Annotated in this window: 24 protein-coding genes; 19 read left to right on the forward strand and 5 right to left on the reverse strand. The window is 34.4% G+C overall.

Annotated features, from left to right (window positions below):
- Nucleotides 1-106: 106 nt before the first annotated feature.
- Nucleotides 107-355: a ferredoxin gene (locus tag DES48_RS01195; protein ID WP_079709902.1), complete on the reverse strand. Its 249-nt coding sequence runs from the start codon at nucleotides 353-355 to the stop codon at nucleotides 107-109.
- A gap of 205 nt (nucleotides 356-560) precedes the next feature.
- Between DES48_RS01195 and DES48_RS01200 the strand changes: the two genes are divergently transcribed.
- Genes DES48_RS01200 through DES48_RS01210 form a run of 3 tightly spaced genes read left to right on the forward strand, consistent with a single transcriptional unit; the run spans nucleotide 561 to nucleotide 3,777 of the window.
- Nucleotides 561-1,637, forward strand: coding sequence for a YpbB family protein (locus DES48_RS01200; protein ID WP_113866172.1), 1,077 nt, complete (start codon nucleotides 561-563; stop codon nucleotides 1,635-1,637).
- Nucleotides 1,634-3,169 (forward strand): RecQ family ATP-dependent DNA helicase, encoded by a 1,536-nt coding sequence (locus DES48_RS01205; RefSeq protein WP_113866174.1) that lies wholly within the window; start codon nucleotides 1,634-1,636, stop codon nucleotides 3,167-3,169. Before DES48_RS01200 ends, DES48_RS01205 begins: the two co-directional genes overlap by 4 nt.
- A gap of 47 nt (nucleotides 3,170-3,216) precedes the next feature.
- The gene (locus DES48_RS01210) at nucleotides 3,217-3,777 is read left to right on the forward strand and encodes a LysM peptidoglycan-binding domain-containing protein (RefSeq protein ID WP_079709899.1); all 561 of its coding nucleotides are present in this window, start codon (nucleotides 3,217-3,219) and stop codon (nucleotides 3,775-3,777) included.
- 54 nt (nucleotides 3,778-3,831) lie between these two features.
- Here DES48_RS01210 and DES48_RS01215 read toward each other — a convergent pair whose 3' ends face one another.
- From DES48_RS01215 to DES48_RS01225, 3 genes are read right to left on the reverse strand one after another with little or no spacing between them, the layout of a single operon-like run.
- Nucleotides 3,832-4,401 (reverse strand): manganese catalase family protein, encoded by a 570-nt coding sequence (locus DES48_RS01215; RefSeq protein WP_113866176.1) that lies wholly within the window; start codon nucleotides 4,399-4,401, stop codon nucleotides 3,832-3,834.
- Between the two features lie 15 nt (nucleotides 4,402-4,416).
- Nucleotides 4,417-4,686 (reverse strand): spore coat protein CotJB, encoded by a 270-nt coding sequence (locus DES48_RS01220; RefSeq protein ID WP_079709884.1) that lies wholly within the window; start codon nucleotides 4,684-4,686, stop codon nucleotides 4,417-4,419.
- On the reverse strand, nucleotides 4,686-4,907 hold the full coding sequence (locus DES48_RS01225; protein ID WP_245911252.1) for a spore coat associated protein CotJA: 222 nt from the start codon (nucleotides 4,905-4,907) through the stop codon (nucleotides 4,686-4,688). The genes DES48_RS01220 and DES48_RS01225 overlap by 1 nt, the downstream gene beginning before the upstream one ends.
- A gap of 157 nt (nucleotides 4,908-5,064) precedes the next feature.
- Here DES48_RS01225 and DES48_RS01230 point away from each other — a divergent pair, with 157 nt between their 5' ends.
- The 3 genes from DES48_RS01230 to DES48_RS01240 all read left to right on the forward strand — a co-directional run bounded on the left by DES48_RS01230 (nucleotide 5,065) and on the right by DES48_RS01240 (nucleotide 7,572).
- Nucleotides 5,065-5,700 carry a CBS domain-containing protein gene (locus tag DES48_RS01230; RefSeq protein WP_113866180.1) on the forward strand — a complete coding sequence of 212 codons (636 nt, stop codon included), beginning with the start codon at nucleotides 5,065-5,067 and terminating at the stop codon, nucleotides 5,698-5,700.
- A 268-nt stretch (nucleotides 5,701-5,968) separates the two neighbouring features.
- Nucleotides 5,969-6,553: a genetic competence negative regulator gene (locus tag DES48_RS01235; RefSeq protein ID WP_113866182.1), complete on the forward strand. Its 585-nt coding sequence runs from the start codon at nucleotides 5,969-5,971 to the stop codon at nucleotides 6,551-6,553.
- Between the two features lie 32 nt (nucleotides 6,554-6,585).
- A complete protein-coding gene (locus DES48_RS01240; RefSeq protein WP_113866184.1) occupies nucleotides 6,586-7,572 on the forward strand; it encodes a YpdA family putative bacillithiol disulfide reductase in 987 nt (328 codons plus the stop codon).
- A gap of 80 nt (nucleotides 7,573-7,652) precedes the next feature.
- On the opposite strand, the gene DES48_RS01245 is transcribed toward DES48_RS01240, so the two are convergent.
- The gene (locus DES48_RS01245; protein ID WP_113866186.1) at nucleotides 7,653-8,615 is read right to left on the reverse strand and encodes an asparaginase; all 963 of its coding nucleotides are present in this window, start codon (nucleotides 8,613-8,615) and stop codon (nucleotides 7,653-7,655) included.
- 83 nt (nucleotides 8,616-8,698) lie between these two features.
- Here DES48_RS01245 and prsW point away from each other — a divergent pair, with 83 nt between their 5' ends.
- From prsW to DES48_RS01310, 13 genes are all read left to right on the forward strand, one after another.
- Nucleotides 8,699-9,376, forward strand: a complete 678-nt coding sequence (gene prsW / locus DES48_RS01250) for a glutamic-type intramembrane protease PrsW (RefSeq protein ID WP_113866188.1) — start codon at nucleotides 8,699-8,701, stop codon at nucleotides 9,374-9,376.
- 184 nt (nucleotides 9,377-9,560) lie between these two features.
- Entirely contained in the window at nucleotides 9,561-10,484 is a 924-nt protein-coding gene (gene sleB / locus DES48_RS01255) for a spore cortex-lytic enzyme (protein WP_245911271.1), read from the forward strand.
- 18 nt (nucleotides 10,485-10,502) lie between these two features.
- Entirely contained in the window at nucleotides 10,503-11,843 is a 1,341-nt protein-coding gene (gene ypeB, locus DES48_RS01260) for a germination protein YpeB (protein WP_113866192.1), read from the forward strand.
- 222 nt (nucleotides 11,844-12,065) lie between these two features.
- Nucleotides 12,066-12,725, forward strand: a complete 660-nt coding sequence (locus DES48_RS01265; RefSeq protein WP_170126141.1) for a flagellar brake protein — start codon at nucleotides 12,066-12,068, stop codon at nucleotides 12,723-12,725.
- A 106-nt stretch (nucleotides 12,726-12,831) separates the two neighbouring features.
- Nucleotides 12,832-13,512, forward strand: coding sequence for a (d)CMP kinase (cmk, locus tag DES48_RS01270; protein ID WP_079709714.1), 681 nt, complete (start codon nucleotides 12,832-12,834; stop codon nucleotides 13,510-13,512).
- A gap of 1 nt (nucleotide 13,513) precedes the next feature.
- A complete protein-coding gene (locus tag DES48_RS01275) occupies nucleotides 13,514-14,095 on the forward strand; it encodes a lysophospholipid acyltransferase family protein (protein WP_079709713.1) in 582 nt (193 codons plus the stop codon).
- Between the two features lie 102 nt (nucleotides 14,096-14,197).
- Nucleotides 14,198-15,337 (forward strand): 30S ribosomal protein S1, encoded by a 1,140-nt coding sequence (gene rpsA / locus DES48_RS01280; RefSeq protein WP_113866194.1) that lies wholly within the window; start codon nucleotides 14,198-14,200, stop codon nucleotides 15,335-15,337.
- A 147-nt stretch (nucleotides 15,338-15,484) separates the two neighbouring features.
- A complete protein-coding gene (locus DES48_RS16545) occupies nucleotides 15,485-16,030 on the forward strand; it encodes a YphA family membrane protein (RefSeq protein ID WP_425451842.1) in 546 nt (181 codons plus the stop codon).
- A complete protein-coding gene (locus DES48_RS01290; RefSeq protein WP_113866198.1) occupies nucleotides 16,023-16,907 on the forward strand; it encodes a YIEGIA family protein in 885 nt (294 codons plus the stop codon). Before DES48_RS16545 ends, DES48_RS01290 begins: the two co-directional genes overlap by 8 nt.
- Before the next feature lie 10 nt (nucleotides 16,908-16,917).
- Nucleotides 16,918-17,103: a capping complex subunit for YIEGIA gene (locus tag DES48_RS01295; protein WP_079709709.1), complete on the forward strand. Its 186-nt coding sequence runs from the start codon at nucleotides 16,918-16,920 to the stop codon at nucleotides 17,101-17,103.
- 176 nt (nucleotides 17,104-17,279) lie between these two features.
- Complete coding sequence (der, locus tag DES48_RS01300; protein WP_113866200.1) at nucleotides 17,280-18,590, forward strand: ribosome biogenesis GTPase Der; 1,311 nt, start codon at nucleotides 17,280-17,282, stop codon at nucleotides 18,588-18,590.
- 12 nt (nucleotides 18,591-18,602) lie between these two features.
- Complete coding sequence (locus tag DES48_RS01305) at nucleotides 18,603-19,643, forward strand: NAD(P)H-dependent glycerol-3-phosphate dehydrogenase (RefSeq protein WP_113866202.1); 1,041 nt, start codon at nucleotides 18,603-18,605, stop codon at nucleotides 19,641-19,643.
- Nucleotides 19,644-19,704: 61 nt separating this feature from the next.
- Nucleotides 19,705-19,965 carry a stage VI sporulation protein F gene (locus DES48_RS01310; RefSeq protein ID WP_079709706.1) on the forward strand — a complete coding sequence of 87 codons (261 nt, stop codon included), beginning with the start codon at nucleotides 19,705-19,707 and terminating at the stop codon, nucleotides 19,963-19,965.
- Nucleotides 19,966-20,237: the final 272 nt, after the last annotated feature.

A 20,237-nucleotide genomic window follows, 5' to 3' on the forward strand; every position in this document is an offset into this window, starting at 1 on the left:
TTTTTTTAGTATGTTGAACTATTGTTTCAAGCACTTATTGCATTATCATGATTCTATAACTTTCACGCAAATTTGCTTATATAATGAATTACAAATGAAAGATTATCTATTCAAATTTCATTGGATCGCCATCAAAACTTTGCTCTGCTATTTTGATAGAATCTGAAGGACAGCCTTCATAAGCATCAAGCATATCATCTTCTAACACATCTGGTATTTCAATCATGCCTTTGTTATCATCTAATAATACATAGGCGATTCCTTCATCATCATAATCATATATATCAGGAGCAGCTGCACCACATGCGCCACATGCAATACAAGTTTCTTGATCCACAATCGTATATCGCGCCAAAAATGATGCTCCTTTCAGTTAAAATATTCATATTATTTAATTTTACAACTGAAAACAATAATATGCAATATTCACTTATAGATATGTTCGTGATATGGTATTAACATACTAGAAGCATTTAAAACTAACAGTATTGTATTGTGTGTCAAAAAAATTACTCTTACGAAAAAATCTAACTGTAGCAATAAAAAGAAGATAGTAGAAGGTGATTCACCTGGTTAATTATGTTATATTATACTGCATTGCAAAAATAAATCATGAAAGAACCACAGCTTCTGTTTACCACTTATTAAGAGGGAAGCGCTCAAGTCAGACGATCCAAGATGCAAAACTATATGAGCTTTCTTCGTATTTTGGGATATTAAAAAACCTGAAACGAAGTGATTTTGAAAAAATAGTAGAAAAACTACAGGAAAGTGGGTGGATTGTAAGCAATCATAAAAATTATGCTTCTCTTACAGAAGATGGATATATATACTTGCAATCACATCAAAAAACGTTTCCTGTAGAATGGTTAAATGGTATGCAGTTAGCGTCAATAAGTGAATTGTTTTGGCTGAGATTACAACTTACCATTCAAACATATACCAACCTTGTACAAGGAAATAACAATTTTATTCCAATAACAGATGATCATACGGTGCAATATTGGTTTAAACAACACTATTACCATTCAAGAACTGATGTAAGAGAGTCGGTGGATCATTTATATAAAGAATTACTAACATTGCTTGAGTCATTACCCACTGACTACGCAACATTATTCGTACATCGTTTAAGTGGCTATCAAAAAATAGGTTTATCTCTTTATCAATTAGCTCAGAGTTCTCATTTATCTGTTTATGACGTTTCGTTACTATTGACTTGTGTGATTCATCGTTTTGTAACAAAAGTAAAAGTTAAATCAAACGATTTTCCTTATCTATCCATGCTTATCCCTCCATCAGAACAGCATGTGGCAGATGTTGTCACACAGTCAGCCCAAAAAACGAAACAGTGGTTAGAGAAAGGATTTTCGATTGATCAAATCGCCCAAATTCGTAAACTAAAACGAAGTACCATCGAAGACCATGTGATAGAGATTGCGTATATAGATCCATCGTTTTCTGTGGAATCATTTCTTCATCATCAAGCTTATACCGAAATCCTGCATGGTATAAAACAATCAAAAACAACAAAATTAAAAGATATTAAGTCACTATTGCATAATCAATATAGTTATTTTGAAATTCGCTTAGTGTTTGCCAGTGTAACTGATAATAATAGGAGCATGATACCATGAGTCAACTAGAAACCATTTTACAGAAATTTTTTGGACATACATCTTTTCGTGAAGGTCAAAAAGAAATTATTGATGATGTGATGATTGGAAACGATGTATTAGGTGTATTACCGACAGGGTCTGGGAAATCAATTTGTTATCAAATCCCTGCCATGTTAGCAGAAGGGACAGTCATTGTTATTTCTCCCTTACTTTCGTTGATGGAAGATCAGGTTAAACAATTGAAAGCAACAGGATTTAAAGATGTTGTTGCTATCAATAGTTTTGTCCAGGAAATGGAAAGATCTCAAATCTTTCATGAGTTATCAAGTTATAAACTTATCTACTTGTCACCTGAAATGATTCAAAATAAACGATTATTAACGCAATTAAACCACATGAAGATTTCTTTATTTGTGATTGATGAAGCGCATTGTATTTCACAATGGGGGCATGAATTTAGGCCGGATTATTTAAAATTGAAAGAAGTAATTGCTTTTCTTAATGCTCCGCCAGTATTAGCGTTAACGGCTACTGCTACTCCTGAAGTACAAGACGATATTATGAATCAGTTAGAACGAATGAATATGAATAAACATATTTATGCAATGGATCGAGAAAATATTACGTTCTCAGTGCAATATTGTAATAACACGAAAGAAAAGCTTGTTTTTATATCAGATACATTACAGAAATTCCCGGTTCCAACAATGATTTATTTTTCAAGCAAGAAAGAAGCGGAAGCCATTGCGAGCCACCTGCATTATCAATTACCAAATTTACGTGTTGCTTTCTATCATGGGGGGATGGATAGCATGGATCGTGTGTTAATTCAGCAACAATTTATGGCAGGTCAATTAGATATCGTTTGTTGTACCAGTGCCTTTGGTATGGGGATTAACAAAACAAACGTTCGTTTGATTATTCATTATCATATCCCAACGCAAATTGAGTCGTTTATTCAAGAAGTTGGACGAGCTGGTAGAGATGGACTATCAAGTGTTTCTGTTGTTTTATATGCGCCTTACGATGAGATGCTTCCTAAAAGGCTCATTGATTCAGAATTGCCTACGGTAGAGCAAGTAAAATCGTTATATCATTTTTTTGATAATAAATTTCAAGCAAAACAAACCGCTATCAATGAACAAGAGATTATGGTCGCTTTTGATTTAAATGAAATACAGTGGAGGTTTATTAAATTTCAATTTGAGAAATATGAAATACTAAAAGATAATCATATTATGTCGATATATGAAAAAAAGAATGTTTTGGTGCCAGCAATCGAACAATTGATTCACAATCGATATCAAGAAAAGTTAGCAAAATTAAACCAAATGGTTAATTGGATTCATCAACAAGGTTGTAGAAGGCGAACGTTGTTTCAACCTTTTCAATCAACAATAAAAGAACCTACTTTCTATTGTTGTGATTCCTGCGATTTTCAATTTGAACAATGGTCACCTGTGGTAGATATAGAGAAAACGAACACAGAAGATTGGCGAACATCTTTAGCACATTTATTCGACCAACAAATAATGCATAGTGATTGTTAGTAACGAGATAATTAAAATATCAACTATTTTATTGAAGGAGAGCAATCATGACTCAACATAAGGATCAAGCGGAAAACTTACGTAGGCACATGGAAGAAAGTGAACAAGATGCGCACGAGCAAGCATTTAATCAAGCGGATATTAATGTGTTAGATCTTCCGCCGAGAAGTGAAGTACATCAAAATAAAAAGAAAAAGACAAGATGGAAATTTAATCAGTTGTTTCTAAGATTTTTAATTTTTTTATTCGTCTTAGTAATTATTTTAGTGGTTACTTATCCATATTGGGGAAAAGAATTTCTAGAGTCAACACAACAAGATGGTTTAAAAGAAGTTGGCGGTCAATCTGTTCAAGTAGTATCTTCGAATCAGAAACTCACAGAAGAACGAACAGTTGAATTTGAATTAGATCCTAACTCCGATGAGACAATCGAGTTAACAGGAAGGTATTATCGAGTTTCGGAAGGTGATACGTTAGAATCTATTGTTAATACGTATTATAAAAACCCAGATGTGATAAACGTATTAAAAAAAATAAACCAACTTGAGGATGAAACGATTAAACCGGGTGAAGAACTATTTCTACCGCAACTAGAAGAGTCAAAATAAAAATTCCATCAGTGCCGGTGCATTACCCATTCACTGATGGTTAGTTTTAGCCTACTAGAAATATTGTTTTGTATCTCTTTCATCCATTAGAATTTGTGCCGCTTCTCTAAAACGTTGGGAATGAACAATTTCTCGTTCACGTAAAAATTTCAAGCTATCATTTAACTCTGGGTCATCGGACAAGTTTATAATCCATTGGTAAGTTGCTCTAGCTTTCTCTTCGGCAGCAATGTCTTCATAAATATCAGCAATTGGATCACCTTTAGCTTGAATATAAGTAGCCGTCCATGGGCTGCCTGCTGCATTATGATAAAATAATGCATTATCATGGTTCGCGTAATCCGCAGCCAACCCAGCTGCTTTCATTTGCTCTGGTGTGGCGTCTTTTGTTAATTTATAAACCATAGTGGCAATCATTTCCAAATGAGCGAATTCTTCTGTACCAATATCATTTAACAGACCAACCACTTTATTAGGTATCGTATAACGTTGATTCAAATAACGTAAAGCAGCTGATAATTCACCGTCTGCACCGCCATATTGTTCAATTAAATACTTTGCAAGGCGTGGATTACATTCGCGAACCTTAACAGGGTATTGTAATTTCTTCTCATAATACCACAATAGTATTTGCCCCCTTTATACTTGCCATGGCCATGGAACATCAATCCAATCCCATGGATAATTTGAATAGCTGTAACCAAAATGCATTAGTGGACCAAATTGCTTTTCAAATTGTTTTTTTAATTTTCTACTTTCATAGGAGCATTGGTTAAATTGCTGAATGGATTCTGCGTCATTGGGGTGTGTATCAAGGTATAAATTTAGTTCAACTAATACAAAGTCAATTGCCTGAATCTGTTCTAATAAGTCATAATAGGCTTGCGGCACTTGTTTTGGTGTACTCATTATTCTTCCCTCGCTTTCTCAGGTGGATAGGTATCATATAAAGCCGGCCACAGTGTTCCTCGAAAGAGCGCTTCTCTAGCTGTGCTAAATTGTGGTAAATTTGGTGGTTGGAATCCCATATATAAATGTGGGGGAGTCGAATAGCTCTTTATAACTATAGGCTTACAAGGGTCAAATGGACTGATATACGGGTAGTAATATTTTGTGTTTGTATTATCCAATTTTGTTCCTCCTTTCTTTTCATGCATCACTTGATTTTATGGCATAGCAGCTAGTCTTATGTGTATAATGGAAATAACCTTATCAGTTTGATATCTTTGTGTAATGGGAATATAGAACTGTTAATGGTTGTAAATAATTCACGTGGGGGTGTTTTTCGTGTTTGTTCGTAGCACAATGAAACCGAGTTATAAATGTTCTGTTGCATCACCAGACCAACCTGTAAAGGAAGTATTAGAAAAACTTGATAAAAAAGATATCCAAGCTATGCCTGTTGTCGATGAAAATCAAAAGTTCCTAGGTATGATATCTGTACAAACGATCTATAAAGCTAACTTCCACGCTAAACAAGATCAGGAAACCTTTTTAAATCAAGTAAAGGTGAAGGAAGTAATGACACATGAAAACTTATATATTAATAAAAATGATGTTTTTGAAGAAACGTTAACTACTTTTAAAGATTATCCTATTCTTGCTGTAGTGGGTGAAGAGAAAAAATTCTTAGGCATTGTCACGCGTTACGATGTAATAGAACAATTTGAAAGTGTATTTGGTATGAAAAGATCAGGGATAAGAATCGCGTTTACATCTGAAGAATCAGCAGGAAGATTTGCGCGACTAACAGAAATATTACAAAGTTTACATGCGAATATTATTTCGGTTATTACTTTTGATGAGACAGATAAATTAGCAAGACGAATAGTTTTAAAAGTGGATCAAGATGTGAAAATAGAAAAATTAAAGCACCGACTTGAAAAAGCAGGATTCCGTGTGCTTGATGTAAAAAATGTGTAAAGCATGGTAATGTCATTCCTATTATTTGTTATTTTATTAGAATTACCATAGATTCCATTAAGGATGTAAGAAAAAAAGTGTTAAAATAGATTAACACTTCTTTGGAATTTAAAATATAGTATTGTATAATATATAATCATTAAAGGGTACTTTGATAAGAGAGTACCCTTTTTCTTCATCAAATGATGGTAGTATAACAACGAATGAGGATTTGCTATATGTTGTTCTGTTACATCATATAATAGTACATGATAAGGGGGACATAACCATGCGTTTGGAGCGACTTTCGTTTAACCAATTTAAAATTTTTCTTACCTTTGATGATTTAGTCGAAAGAGGATTAACAAAGGAACAATTATGGCGTGATCTTCCTAGGATGCAAGCATTATTTCATGACGTGATGTATGAAGCAAGCGATGAATTAGACTTTGAATTAGAAGGTGTGTTATTAGTTCAAGTTCATGTCCTCCAAGCTCAAGGTATGCTCATCATTGTTACGCAAAATGAGGCAGTTGCTGAATATGATGACGATGAATATATTGAAATGAAGGTAACTTTAGATGAGAGTAATGAACTCATATTTTTATTTGATTCATTTGAGTCCATTATTCAATTATCCAAGTCACTTCACCCAGCTGGTGTAAGCGGTGGTGCAGTCATTTATTATAATAATCATTATTACATGCGATTTACTGAAAAAGATGTAGAGAATGTTAATCGTGAAGACATCATTGCAATCTTGTCAGAATTTGCTTCACCCTCTATTGTTACATCATATCGGTTATTTGAGTATGGTAAAATAATCATGGAAGAGAATGCGGTGAATCAAGTAACTAGTTTTTTTGAAAATTAAAGATAGGACGATTTATCACTAGGGGGATAATCATGCAAAAGGAACAAGTAATTATTGTTGGTGCTGGTCCTTGCGGGATGTCTGCTGCTTTAGCTTTGCAAGACCAAGGAATAAATCCATTAATAATTGAAAAAGAAAATATTACTAATTCGATTTATCATTACCCAACCCATCAAACCTTCTTTAGTTCCAGCAATCGCTTAGAGATTGGTGATATTCCGTTTGTGACCGAGCGAAAAAAGCCTATTCGTAGTGAGGCTCTTGCATATTATCGTGAGGTTGCAAAACGCAGGTCATTAAGAGTCAATAGTTTTGAGCAAGTAGTTGATATAAAGAAAGAGAAAGATCATTTTATGGTGTACACAAAAACTATTAAAGGGCTTTCTCGCGTTTATCAAGCAGCTTTTGTTATCATAGCTACTGGTTATTATGATCAACCTCGCCAATTGGAAGTGAAAGGAGAAGAGCTTCCACACGTTTTTCATTACTTTAAAGAAGCTCATCCTTTTTATCGTGAAAAGGTGGTTATTATAGGTGGGAAAAACTCTGCTGTGGATGCAGCCCTAGAGTTACATAAAGCAAATGCAGATATAACGGTCCTGTATAGAGGTGAAACCTATTCAAAAAGTGTTAAACCTTGGATATTGCCTGAGTTTACTGCTTTAATAAATAAACAAGAAATTGAGATGGAATTTAACGCAACGATCAAAGAAATTACAACCGATCAAGTTATTTATCAAGTAGGTGATACGAAGAAAACTGTAGATACCGCATTTGTATTTGCTATGACTGGTTATCAACCTGACCATCGATTTTTGCAAGAAATTGGTGTGGAAATAGAAAAAGAAACTGGTCGCCCAGTTTTTAATTCCATGACATTAGAAACGAATGTTGAAGGTATTTACATTGCTGGTGTTATCGCAGCAGGTTATAATAATAACGAAATTTTCATTGAAAATGGACGAGAGCATGGGCCTAAAATTGCAAAAGATATTTATCAAAAAGTTACAAACCGATAAAAACGAAGGATAGGACAAAACTAATGTAGCATTTTGTCTTATCCTTTTCTTTTACCTATACAATATACTGAAAATGATAACTAATGTTCAAAACTATTGCGGAGGTTTTGCTTATTAATTGCATCTAGTATCATTAATAATTTGATACGTGCTTTTGGACCAGAAAGTCTTTTAGCAAAAATGACTCCCATATCGTGTAACTGTTTTCCTCCACCTTTATAGCCGTAGGTCGGTTGTACTACTCCTTTAAAACTCCTTGAAACAATAACTACCGGAATATTTTTATTAATTAAATCATTTATATTATTGATTAATACAGGTGGTAAATTACCTTGACCGAATGCTTCAATCACTAAACCATCTAAATCCATTGAAAGTATTGCGTTAAGAAATGATTCATCCATCCCTGCATATGCTTTCAATAAAGGAACTTGTTTTGTAACCTTTTCGATTTGAAATTTCTCATACGAGATCCATTTATGGTAGAAATAAACTTCTTGTTTTGTAACCATTCCTATTGGTCCAAATTGAGGACTTTGAAACGTCGCTACATTATTAGCAGCTGTTTTGGTTACGTAGGTCGCAGTATGGATTTCATCATTCATCACTACTAGTACCCCTTTTTCTGATGCTTCCTCTGTGGTAGCCACACGTACCGCACAAATTAAATTATAAAGCCCATCTGAACCTATTTCATTACTTGAGCGCATGGCGCCGGTAACAACGACTGGTTTTTTCGTTTGTACATATAAATCTAAAAAATATGCTGTCTCTTCCAACGTATCTGTTCCGTGTGTGATGACAAAACCATCAAATTCATCCATGCGAGATTGAATGTACTTTCCTAAATCAAGCATATGAGCAGGTGTAATATGAGGAGAAGGTAAATGAAAAATCACCTTTTCTTCTACAAATGCAAATTGATTAAGAATAGCCTGATCTTGTAGAAGCGGGTGATCTTGTGTTGTCGTAACAGCTCCAGTTTGGTGATCTTCACTCATAGCTATTGTACCACCTGTATGAATCAGTAATATTTTTTTCATTACATACACCTACTTTAAATATTTTCTTTTTTTCTACTTCATGATACGATGAAATTAATTTTTATGAAAGAGGAGTCAACGATATGATCGCACTCTTATCTGCTGGAATTGCGCCAGCCCTAGCATTGATGACTTTTTTTTATTTAAAAGATCGATTCAATTCAGAACCTTTATTACCAATAGTGCGATCATTTATCAATGGTGCCTTATTGGTTTTTCCAATTATGTTTGTGCAATATGCTTTTGTCGCTGAAAATGTAGCTCAAGATCCACTCATTTCTTCTTTTTTGCTCACAGGTTTAATGGAAGAATTCTTTAAATGGTTTATTTTCATTTTTACCGTTTACAAATTTGCGGATTTCGATACTCCTTATGATGGTATTATTTATGGAGTTGCTATCAGTCTCGGATTTGCGACAGTTGAAAATATCTTGTATTTGTTTGCACATGGTATTGAATATGCATTTTCTCGTGCTGTGTTTCCAGTTTCTTCTCATGCTTTATTTGGTGTCATTATGGGCTATTATTTAGGAAAGGCAAAGTTTAAAACAACACAACCAAAACGAACAATGTCTATTGGATTAGTCTTACCTTTTCTATTACACGGGACGTATGATTATATATTACAAACATCCGAGCGAAATTGGATCTTCATTTTAATACCTTTTATGGTTATCCTCTGGTTAAATGCAATAAAAAAAGTGAAACAGGCAAATCAGAGTATGGAGCAATGTCATGTTCCTGTCAAAGAAGTTAAATAGTTCGTGCGTATTCTACATTAAGAAGACGCACTTTTTTAATTTATAAAATTATATATTTCCAATTTCTATCACGTATAAAAAACTTTATAAGCCAAAAAATACTATTAAATAGCAAAGGATAGATTATGAAGATTGTAGGAGGTTTATGATGTTTACTCGTATCAATATATGTTTGCTAAGTACGATGTTGTTATTGACAGGATTATCATTCCAACCAGTAACAAAAGTTCATGCGTTTAGTTCACAAGTGATTCAACATGGAGCAACAGGTGAGGATGTAATTGAATTACAAGCGAGATTGCAATATTTAGGTTTTTATAACAAAAAAATTGATGGTGTATTTGGTTGGAGTACGTATTGGGCATTACGAAATTTTCAATACGAGTTTGGCATGGAAATTGACGGGTTGGCTGGTCAAACAGCTAAAGATAAACTTGTTAAAGCAAGTAAATATGATAGAGCGTTTATCAAGAAAAATATCGAGTCTGGTCATGACTTCACTTATTATGGTGGCACACCTAAAGAGTATCAGGTTAAAAAGAAAAAGCAGGCACCATCTCAACAACCTAAACCAAATAATGGGCAAAATACAGAAGAAAAGAAACAAGCACAAAATCAAGAGTCGCAACAAGAAAAGAAACAAGCACAAAATCAAGAACCACAACAACAACAAAATAAAGAATCACAACAACAAAAGCAACAAGGAAAAGATATGTCACTTGAACCAACTTCAGTTAATGTTCCTAATGGATATTCACAAAATGATATTCAGCTAATGGCAAATGCAGTTTATGGTGAAGCGAGAGGAGAGCCGTATGAAGGACAAGTTGCTGTTGCCGCTGTTATTTTAAATCGTGTGCAAAGTACAACCTTTCCTAACACGGTTTCAGGCGTGATCTTTGAACCGAGAGCATTTACTGCTGTTGCAGATGGTCAGATCTGGCTGACACCAAATGAAAAAGCGAAAAAAGCTGTAGTAGATGCAATTAATGGGTGGGATCCTACAGGTGATGCTATCTATTATTTTAATCCAAATACTGCAACATCCAGTTGGATATGGGGTAGACCACAAATTAAACGAATAGGAAAGCATGTATTTTGTATGTAAGAAAGGAGCGAATTATTCATGTTTAGATGGATCTTTATTACTGTATTATCTGTCGTTATTTTTGCTACAGGTTTTTGGGGTTATCAAGAACATCAAGAAAAAAATGCAATTCTCGTTCAAGCAGAAAACAACTATCAACGAGCTTTTCATGATTTAACTTATCAAATTGATTTATTACATGATAAAATTGGTACAACCTTAGCAATGAATACAAAAGAAAAATTATCTCCTCAGTTGATAGATATTTGGCGGTTAACTTCTGAAGCGCATACGGACGTTGGGCAACTACCATTGTCGTTACTTCCATTTAATAAAACAGAAGAGTTCTTAGCAAATATAGGTGATTTCACTTATCGGACAGCTGTTCGTAACTTAGAAGAAGAACCTTTATCAGATAAAGAATTGGAGACATTAAAAGAGCTTCATAAATCAGCTGGAGAAATAGAAGATGAACTTCGTAAAGTACAACATGTGGTATTAGAAGAAAATTTACGTTGGATGGATGTGCAGTTAGCTTTAGTGAATAATGATGAGCAACAAGACAATACGATTATTGATGGCTTTAAAACTGTAGAAGAAGTATCCAAAGGTTACTCCGAAAGTATGTTATCTACAAATGCTACTGGTATTTCCAATGAAAATCACGAGTATCAATTTATTAAAGGTAAAGAAGTAGGAAAATCTGAAGTCAAGAAAAAACTTAGAGATTTTTTTGAACTACCAAAAGACCTTAAAATAACTGTTACAGAGAGTGGAAAAGGAGCGAATTTACCTACTTATAGTGGTGCATTTCAGTTGGATGAGGAGCACGGATATATTGATGTATCCAAACAGGGTGGCCATATCTTGTCGTTCATGCTTAATAGGGAAATAAAAGAACAGAAGATTAGTTTAAATGAGGCTTCGCAAAAAGCGGCAAAATTTTTAAAAGATAATGGTTTAGCAGATATGGAGCTAGCTCAAAGTAGTCAATATGACCATGTTGGTGTTTTTCAATTTTTGTATAAAGATAATGACGTACGCGTATATCCAGACAAAGTACAATTAAAAGTTGCCCTTGATAACGGAGAAATATTAGGATTTGTCGGAAATGATTTTTACCGTAATCATCATGATCGTATGATAGAGGCACCAAAACTCTCACTAGAAGAAGCAAAAGAAAAGGTCAATCCATCAGTAAAAATACAAGATCAGCACTTGGCTATAATCGAAAGTGATATTATGGAAGAGACTTTAGCTTATGCGTTTTTAGGGACAATGGATGATGAAACCTATCGAATTTTCATTGATGCTAACAGTGGTGCAGAGCTTCAAGTTGAGAAAATGCAATCAGCTGAGGCAAAATTCCAAATGGATTAAAAACGAAATATGACGAAATATGACGAAATATGATTAAGTATGCGAATAACCCAAGAACTATACTGATAGTGGTATAGTTCTTTTTAAGTACTTTCTTTTTATAACATTCTTTCGTTTTATTGAAAAATGTTGTATAACTATAATGAGTATTTATTCTTAGAACTATATGCACATATATACACTCGTGTAATTGCCAGGTTGATATATAAGGGGGAACAACAATTGATTAAGATTGGTATACCGTTAACGTTAGAGACAATTCAAAATGAGGAAGAACATACAAAGTATCGATGTAAAGTGGTTGAGCAGGAAGAATCAACCATTTATATTGATTATCCAATTAATGAGAAAACTGGTAGAACAGATATATTTCCAAAAGGAGCTGAATTTTCGGTATCATTTATTGGAAAAGATGAAGCGGTTTATCAATTTTTCACAGAAATTAAAGGGAAGAAACAAGGAAATATGCCTATGCTATTGCTTCATTATCCCAAAGATAAGTTAAATCGTATTCAGCGACGGGAATATGTTCGAATAAATAGCACCCTTGATATAGCTGTTCATGACCTTTCCAACGAGAAGGAGGCGTATACCTCGATCACCAAAGATATCAGTGGTGGTGGTTTATCTGTAGTATTACCTAACGATCAACTGCAATATGACGAGGAGGAGTTAGTTGAAATTCTACTTGTTTTACCAATGAATAATGGAAATACTGAATACATAAAGGCTAAAGCCAGTGTGGTTCGCATGCTTCAAAAGAAAGATATGCACAAACCTTTATTAACGCTAAAATTTCATGATATTCTAGAAAAAGATCGCCAACAAATAATTCGTTATTGTTTTGAAGTGCAGTTGAGAGAACGTCGTCAAAGATTGTAATTTTTTATTTGAAGGATAACATTTTTAATAAAATATGTTATCCTTGTTTATAATGAAGTGCACACTATTTGACGGTTCTGGCATTGAAAGAAAGGAAGTAAGCAAGATGAACAAGAAAAAAATAGCAATTGCTATTGATGGTCCAGCAGCAGCTGGAAAAAGTACAGTTGCAAAAAAAGTAGCAAATAAATTACATTACATATACATTGATACTGGTGCAATGTACCGTGCTGTAACATTTCAAGCATTAGAAAAAGAAGTTGATTTAACAGATGAAAAAGCATTATTTCATTTAATTAAAAATTCAAGTGTAACATTAGAACAAACTGAATTTGGTCAAAAAGTATATGTAGATCAACGCGATGTTACAGAGGAAATCAGAAAAGCAGCAGTAACAAATCAAGTTTCTATTGTTGCACAGCATGCTTTGGTACGTGAAGAAATGGTAAAGCGACAACAAGAATTGGCTGCTGAACGCGGTGTGGTAATGGATGGACGAGATATCGGAACACATGTGATACCTGATGCTGAAGTAAAGATTTTTTTACTGGCTTCTGTTGATGAAAGAGCAGAACGAAGATATCAAGAAAATAGATCAAAAGGATATAATTCTGATTTAGATCAATTAAAACTTGAAATTGCAAAACGTGATAAGTTAGACTCAGAAAGAGAAGTTTCTCCACTTATTAAAGCTGATGACGCGATTGCAATTGATACGACTGCAATGTCTATTAATGAGGTCACACAAGCGATTTTAACTATTGTTAAACAAAAGAAGGAGAACTGAAATGAGTTTATATCGATTTGCTAAATGGGTGGTTAAAATAATTTTAATGCCGCTTTATCGCGTGCAAGTTATTGGTACAGAAAATATACCTAAAGAAGGACCTGTAATAATTTGTTCTAATCACATTTCTAATTTTGATCCTCCGATGGTGGGTATTACTTCGCCAAGAGATATATCTTTTATGGCAAAAGAAGAATTGTTTAGTAAGAAATGGTCAGCTAAATTATTTCATAAACTCAATGCTTTTCCAATTAAACGTGGTATGAAAGATAGAGATGCACTTCGTAATGCCTTGAATATCTTAAGTGAAGGTAGAACTTTAGGGTTGTTTCCAGAAGGGACAAGAAGTAAAACTGGCGAGGTAGGAAAAGGACTTTCAGGTATTGGATTCTTTGCGCTTCGTTCACAAGCAACTGTTATCCCATGTGCAATTATTGGTGAATATAAAATAGGAAAAAAATTAAAAATTGTTTATGGAAAACCGATTGATCTTCAAGAGATGAGGCAAAATAAAGCCAAAGCTAGTGAAGTAACGGATACCATTATGGAAAATATTAAAGAGTTGAAAAAAAATAATGAGTAATCTTATTTGTCTATTGCTTGACAAATAAGTAAAAATATTAGAAGTTAGACAAAAGGAAAATGTTGTTTTCAGTTTTGTCGTAAATTGAAGGAGGCCTCTTTTATGGATGAATTAAATAAAGAAGTATCAGATTTCAAAGAATTGACAGAAGGTGAAACAGTAACAGGAAAAGTAGAGAAAGTCGAAGATAAGCAAGTCTTCGTAGACATTGGTTACAAAGTAGATGGTACAGTGCCAATTAGTGAACTATCTAGCCTTCATGTAGAAAAAGCGAGTGATATAGTTAATGAAGGTGACGAATTAATTCTAAAGATAATTAAAATAGAAGATGAAGAAATCATTCTATCGAAAAAAGCCATCGATGCGGATAAAGCGTGGCAAGATCTAGAAGAAAAGTACAATGAAGGTACTGTTTTCGAAGCGACCGTTAAAGAAGTAGTAAAAGGCGGATTAGTGATCGATGTCGGCTTGCGCGGGTTTATTCCAGCGTCCTTAATTGAAACTTATTATGTCGAAGATTTTTCGAATTATATGGATCAAACATTGACATTGAAAGTTGTTGAATTAGATAGAGATAAGAATCGTGTCATTCTTTCTCATCGCGCTGTTGTTGAAGCAGAAGATGCTGTGAGAAAGCAAAAAATACTTGATTCAATTGAATCCGGCCAAACATTAGAAGGAACTGTTGCTCGTCTAACTAACTTTGGTGCATTTGTGGACTTAGGTGGTATTGATGGTTTAGTGCATATTTCGCAATTATCTCATGAACACGTCGATCAACCTAGTGAAGTAGTAACAGAAGGTGAAACTGTTAAAGTGAAAGTACTTTCTGTAGATAAAGAAAATGAACGAATTTCTTTATCAATTAAAGAAACACTTCCGGGTCCATGGGAAAACATTTCTGAAAAACTTCAAGCAGGTAGCGTTGTTGAAGGTACTGTGAAACGTCTTGTGAACTTTGGTGCGTTTGTTGAGGTGCTCCCAGGGGTAGAAGGACTTGTTCATATCTCTCAAATATCTACTGAACACATCGGAACACCTCAAGAAGTTTTAGACGTAGGTCAGACTGTTGATGTAAAAGTACTTGATGTTAGTGAAGCAGACAAGCGAATCTCATTAAGCATCAAAGAAATCGAAGCAGATAAGGATCAACAAGAGTTAAAAAATTATGAAAAAGGAGATGATCAAGGTGGTTTTCAATTAGGTGACATGATTGGTGACAAACTTGACAAATACAAATAAGTAGGAAAAAGCTGTTTATCATATGATAAACAGCTTTTTTAAGTTTAATTATTTTTTTTCTACCCTATAATTAATAATGGTGATGAAAATGGGATAATTATTGTTTATTGGGTTTGGTGGATTTATTTAACACTTGTAACTTTTTTTATGAAGAAAAGCAGCCTAAGGAATAGTTTGGCTATATTATTATTTCTCTTGCTTATTTTCGGGAACTATATAATTACATGGAAACAAATATCTGTCAATACAGCGGTCCTTATTTTGTTCATTGCAAGCAGCTTGTTTTTAACAAGTTCAAAAAGACGGATAAGCTTATTTGTCATTTGTTTGTTCGTGGCACATGTATATGCAGGATTACGTTGTTTTGAAGTTGTTACACCTGTATGGTTTTTTCTTCCCAAAACATTATTATATGGTGGCGTTTTTGTAGTTATTATTTCTTTTCTCTCAAAAAAATTAATAGATAAACTAATCATTGTTTGTTTATCTATTATTATCGGTGAAGCTATCTTTATGGCTACTGTGTACTCAATAAATTGGGACATAATCATAGGTGCACCTGATCTGTTACTGCTTTTAACAGTTCTATCTGCCATCATTTTATGCCATCACTTGGGCATTGAAATAAAACGAAAACTTCAGGATATACTACATGTGATAGAACAGCAGAACAAGAGGTGGACAAATGAATGAATATACACTACCAATAATATTTGGTGTTACAGTTGGAACGATCGCACGAGCGATTATGCTTCGAACAGATTATCGTCAATATCCTACTTACTTACATGGAAAAGTGATTCATTTAGCATTAGGTTTTATTGCTGCTGCATTAGGTTCCGTTGCTATACCAGCTATTATGGAAAAAGAATTTACTGCAGTTACTTTTTTGACCATTGCAGCATCCCAGTTTCGAGAAGTTAGAAATATGGAAAGAAATACACTGACAGAGTTAGATGGTTATGAATTAGTACCTAGAGGGAATACGTATATTGAAGGAATTGCAGTAGCTTTTGAAAGTAGAAATTATTTGGTTATTTTCACAGCATTTTTGACTACTTTGGCTTACCTTGTGTTCAACTGGATTGCAGCTCTAGCGGTTACAATTGTCATTTTTATTATTAACAGAAAATTAATGAGCGGTTCTACACTCAAAGAGATCGTTGACATATCTCACTCTGATATTCATTTCGAAGGCGCTGGCTTATATGTAGATAATATCTATATTATGAATATTGGTTTACCTGAACGTCAAGAAGAAATTAGGAAATATGGAATGGGATTTATTTTGACACCAAAAAACTTTGATGTCCGGTCTACTATTGCAAATCTTGGTCAAAGGCAAGCTATTTTACATGATATCTCCGTATCTCTAGGCGTTTTTCGTGATTCTGGTACACCAGCATTGGTCCCTTTAATCAAAAGAGAGTTAGATGATGGCCGTATTGGAGTTTTTATTTTACCTCAAGATCATAATCCGAAAAAAGCCGCAGAAATAATTGGAGCTGTCCCAGTACTGGAGAATGCAATACGTATGCCTTCGGAGTCTAAAGTAAATCAGAAAAATTAAGGTGATACAGATGAATATTGAAAAAGCAATTTTAGCAGTGATTACAACGAATTCACAAAAAGTAGACGGGGGAGCACCTATTTTTTATTGTGAATCAAAAGAAGAAATGACGAAAGTTGCAGCAAATTTAGAAGCAATAATTGATGGAATTAGCCATGCGTTAAGTGACGAATTGTACATCATTGTAAAACATTAAAAAAATAGGTTGTTGTTTCTGTCTACTTCATTTGCTAAAATGTATAAGTTAAGGTGCATATATATTTGAGTTACTAATGTTGCATCTAATAGACATGCGATATTATGAAAGGATACTTAGATGTAATCAAGATAACCATGACAAATACAAGAAAGCAAAGAAAGGATGTACCTTTCATGAGAAAATCAATTGTAGCAATTGTAGGTAGGCCGAATGTTGGTAAATCAACTATTTTCAACCGTTTAGTAGGAGAGCGTATTTCAATTGTAGAGGATACACCTGGTGTTACTCGTGATCGAATATACGCACAAGCTGAGTGGTTAACGACAACTTTTAATCTGATTGATACAGGTGGTATTGAGTTAGGTGATGAACCATTGCTTGTTCAAATGCGTGAGCAGGCAGAGGTAGCCATTCGTGAAGCTGATGTTATCATCTTTATGGTAAACGGACGTGAAGGAATTACAGCTGCTGATGAAGAAGTAGCTAAATTACTTTTTAAATCTAATAAACCTGTGGTACTTGGTGTGAACAAAATAGATAATCCGAATATGAGAGACGAGATCTATGAATTCTATTCACTTGGATTTGGTGAACCTTTCCCAATTTCAGGTACTCATGGATTAGGTTTAGGAGATTTGTTGGATCAAGTAGTTGACTATTTCCCTATAAAAGAAACTGAAATAGTCGATGAGGATACGATTCATTTTAGTTTGATCGGCAGACCAAACGTAGGAAAATCTTCACTTGTTAATGCTCTTTTACAGCAAGAAAGAGTTATCGTAAGTGAAATAGCTGGTACCACAAGAGATGCTATTGACACTCCTTTTACAAACAATGGGCGTGATTATGTCATTATTGACACAGCTGGAATGCGGAAACGTGGCAAAATATATGAATCAACAGAAAAATATAGTATTTTACGTGCATTGAAAGCGATCGAACGTTCCGATGTAGTATTAACCTTAATTGACGCAGAAACAGGCATTATCGAACAAGACAAGAAAATAGCTGGTTATGCACACGAAGCTGGTAAAGCGGTTGTTATTGTTGTGAATAAATGGGATACGGTTGAAAGCGATGAGAAAGCCATGAAAGCTTTTGAAGATAAAGTACGTGTTCACTTCCCGTTTTTAGATTACGCGCCAATTGTGTTTTTATCTGCTAAAACGAAAAAAAGAACGCATACGCTGCTTCCACATGTGCTAGAAGCGAGTGAGAACCATACCAAACGTATAGAAACAAATGTGCTAAATGATGTAATCATGGATGCTTTAGCGATGAATCCGACACCAACGATGAAAGGAAAACGACTGAAAATACTCTATGCTACACAAGTTTCAGTTAAACCACCTAGCTTTGTAGTCTTTGTTAATGATCCTGAATTACTTCATTTCTCGTATGAACGTTTTCTGGAGAATCGAATTAGGGAAGCTTTCGGATTTCAAGGAACCCCGATCAAAATATTTGCAAGACGTAGGCAATAGGAGGGACGCCGCATGGAAAAAATTGCTGTTTTAGGAGCAGGTAGTTGGGGAACTGCTTTAGCTATGGTTTTATACGACAATGGTCATGAAGTTAAATTATGGACACATGACAAATCCCACGCAGAAGAGATGAATCAGACGCATCAAAATATAAAATATTTACCAAATATCACATTACCTGAAGATATGCACGTCTATACATCTTTGGCAGAAGTTGTGAAAGATGTCTCTGCAATTGTCTTTGTGTTACCTACAAAAGCCATACGAGACGTTTGTAGACAGGTGAAAGAGGTTTTAGACCACAAAGTTACTATAATACATGGAACTAAAGGAATAGAACCTAATACATTTAAACGTGTTTCTGAAATTATGGAAGAAGAGCTACCGCCTGAGTTATATAACGATATTGTTGTCTTATCTGGTCCTAGTCATGCTGAAGAAGTTAGTGAAAAACAACCAACTACGGTAACTGCTTCTTCAAAAACGATGAAAGACGCAGAAAGGGCGCAAGATTTATTTATTAATGAACGTTTCCGAGTATATACTAGTGCTGATATGGTAGGCGTAGAGCTGGGAGGATCATTAAAAAATATAATAGCTTTAGGAGCGGGGATTTCAGATGGCCTTGGCTATGGGGATAATGCAAAGGCGGCATTAGTTACTAGAGGACTTGCTGAAATTGCTCGTTTAGGTACAGCAAAAGGAGCAGATCCGCTAACTTTTGTTGGTTTAAGTGGTGTCGGTGATTTAATTGTAACGTGCACGAGTGTACACAGTAGAAATTGGAAAGCGGGAAACTTATTAGCAAAAGGAAATAAGTTGGAAGATGTGCTAGCTGAAATGGATATGGTGGTAGAAGGTATCCGAACAACACAAGCTGCCTATGCATTAGCTAAAGAAGAGCGTATAGAAATGCCAATTACAACAGGACTTTATCAAATATTATTTGAGCATGCTAATCCCAAAGATATTGTCGATCAATTAATGACAAGAATGCGTAAACACGAAATGGAAGATTTGTCACTTATTTTGTCCAATCGGTACACGCAATAATTAACACTATCACGCTGTCTTGCATATAGTATCTTGAAGCTATTAGCAAGGAGGAGAGCGTGTGAGTGATTTCCAAAAAAATATGTTTGACCAAATCCAAAAGAAATCAAACATAACTACTGATGAAATTATGAAAGTGGCAAGTTCTGTGCAAAATGCAAATTTTTCTGATGAAAAAACAGTCCGTAATTTAGTGAAACAACTCGCTAAAATGGCAAATAAACCAATTTCAAAAGAAAAAGAAGATAAACTTGTTCAATCGATTACAAAAAATAAAGTACCAAAAGACTTAAATTCATTAGGCCAATTATTTAAAAAATAACTGATCTGGGCAGATGAGGATACGAACAAACTACAATAAGCATACAATAAACCGCACAAGCATTCATTTTAGGGTTGCTTTGGGTATTATTTAGTCATGATGAGACAGAGATTGCCCCCTCTGTCTTTTTTATATTCATTTATCTTTTTAACTCTTTTAATATGGCTCTATACTAAATGTGGTGGTCTCCCTTGATTTCTCAAAGCTTCCCTCGAAGAAAAACCCCTCTCTTTAATAATGGATATATTGAGGGGGTGAACAACACAATAAAA

This window comes from Paraliobacillus ryukyuensis (assembly GCF_003315295.1).
In the GTDB taxonomy this organism is placed as follows: domain Bacteria; phylum Bacillota; class Bacilli; order Bacillales; family Amphibacillaceae; genus Paraliobacillus; species Paraliobacillus ryukyuensis.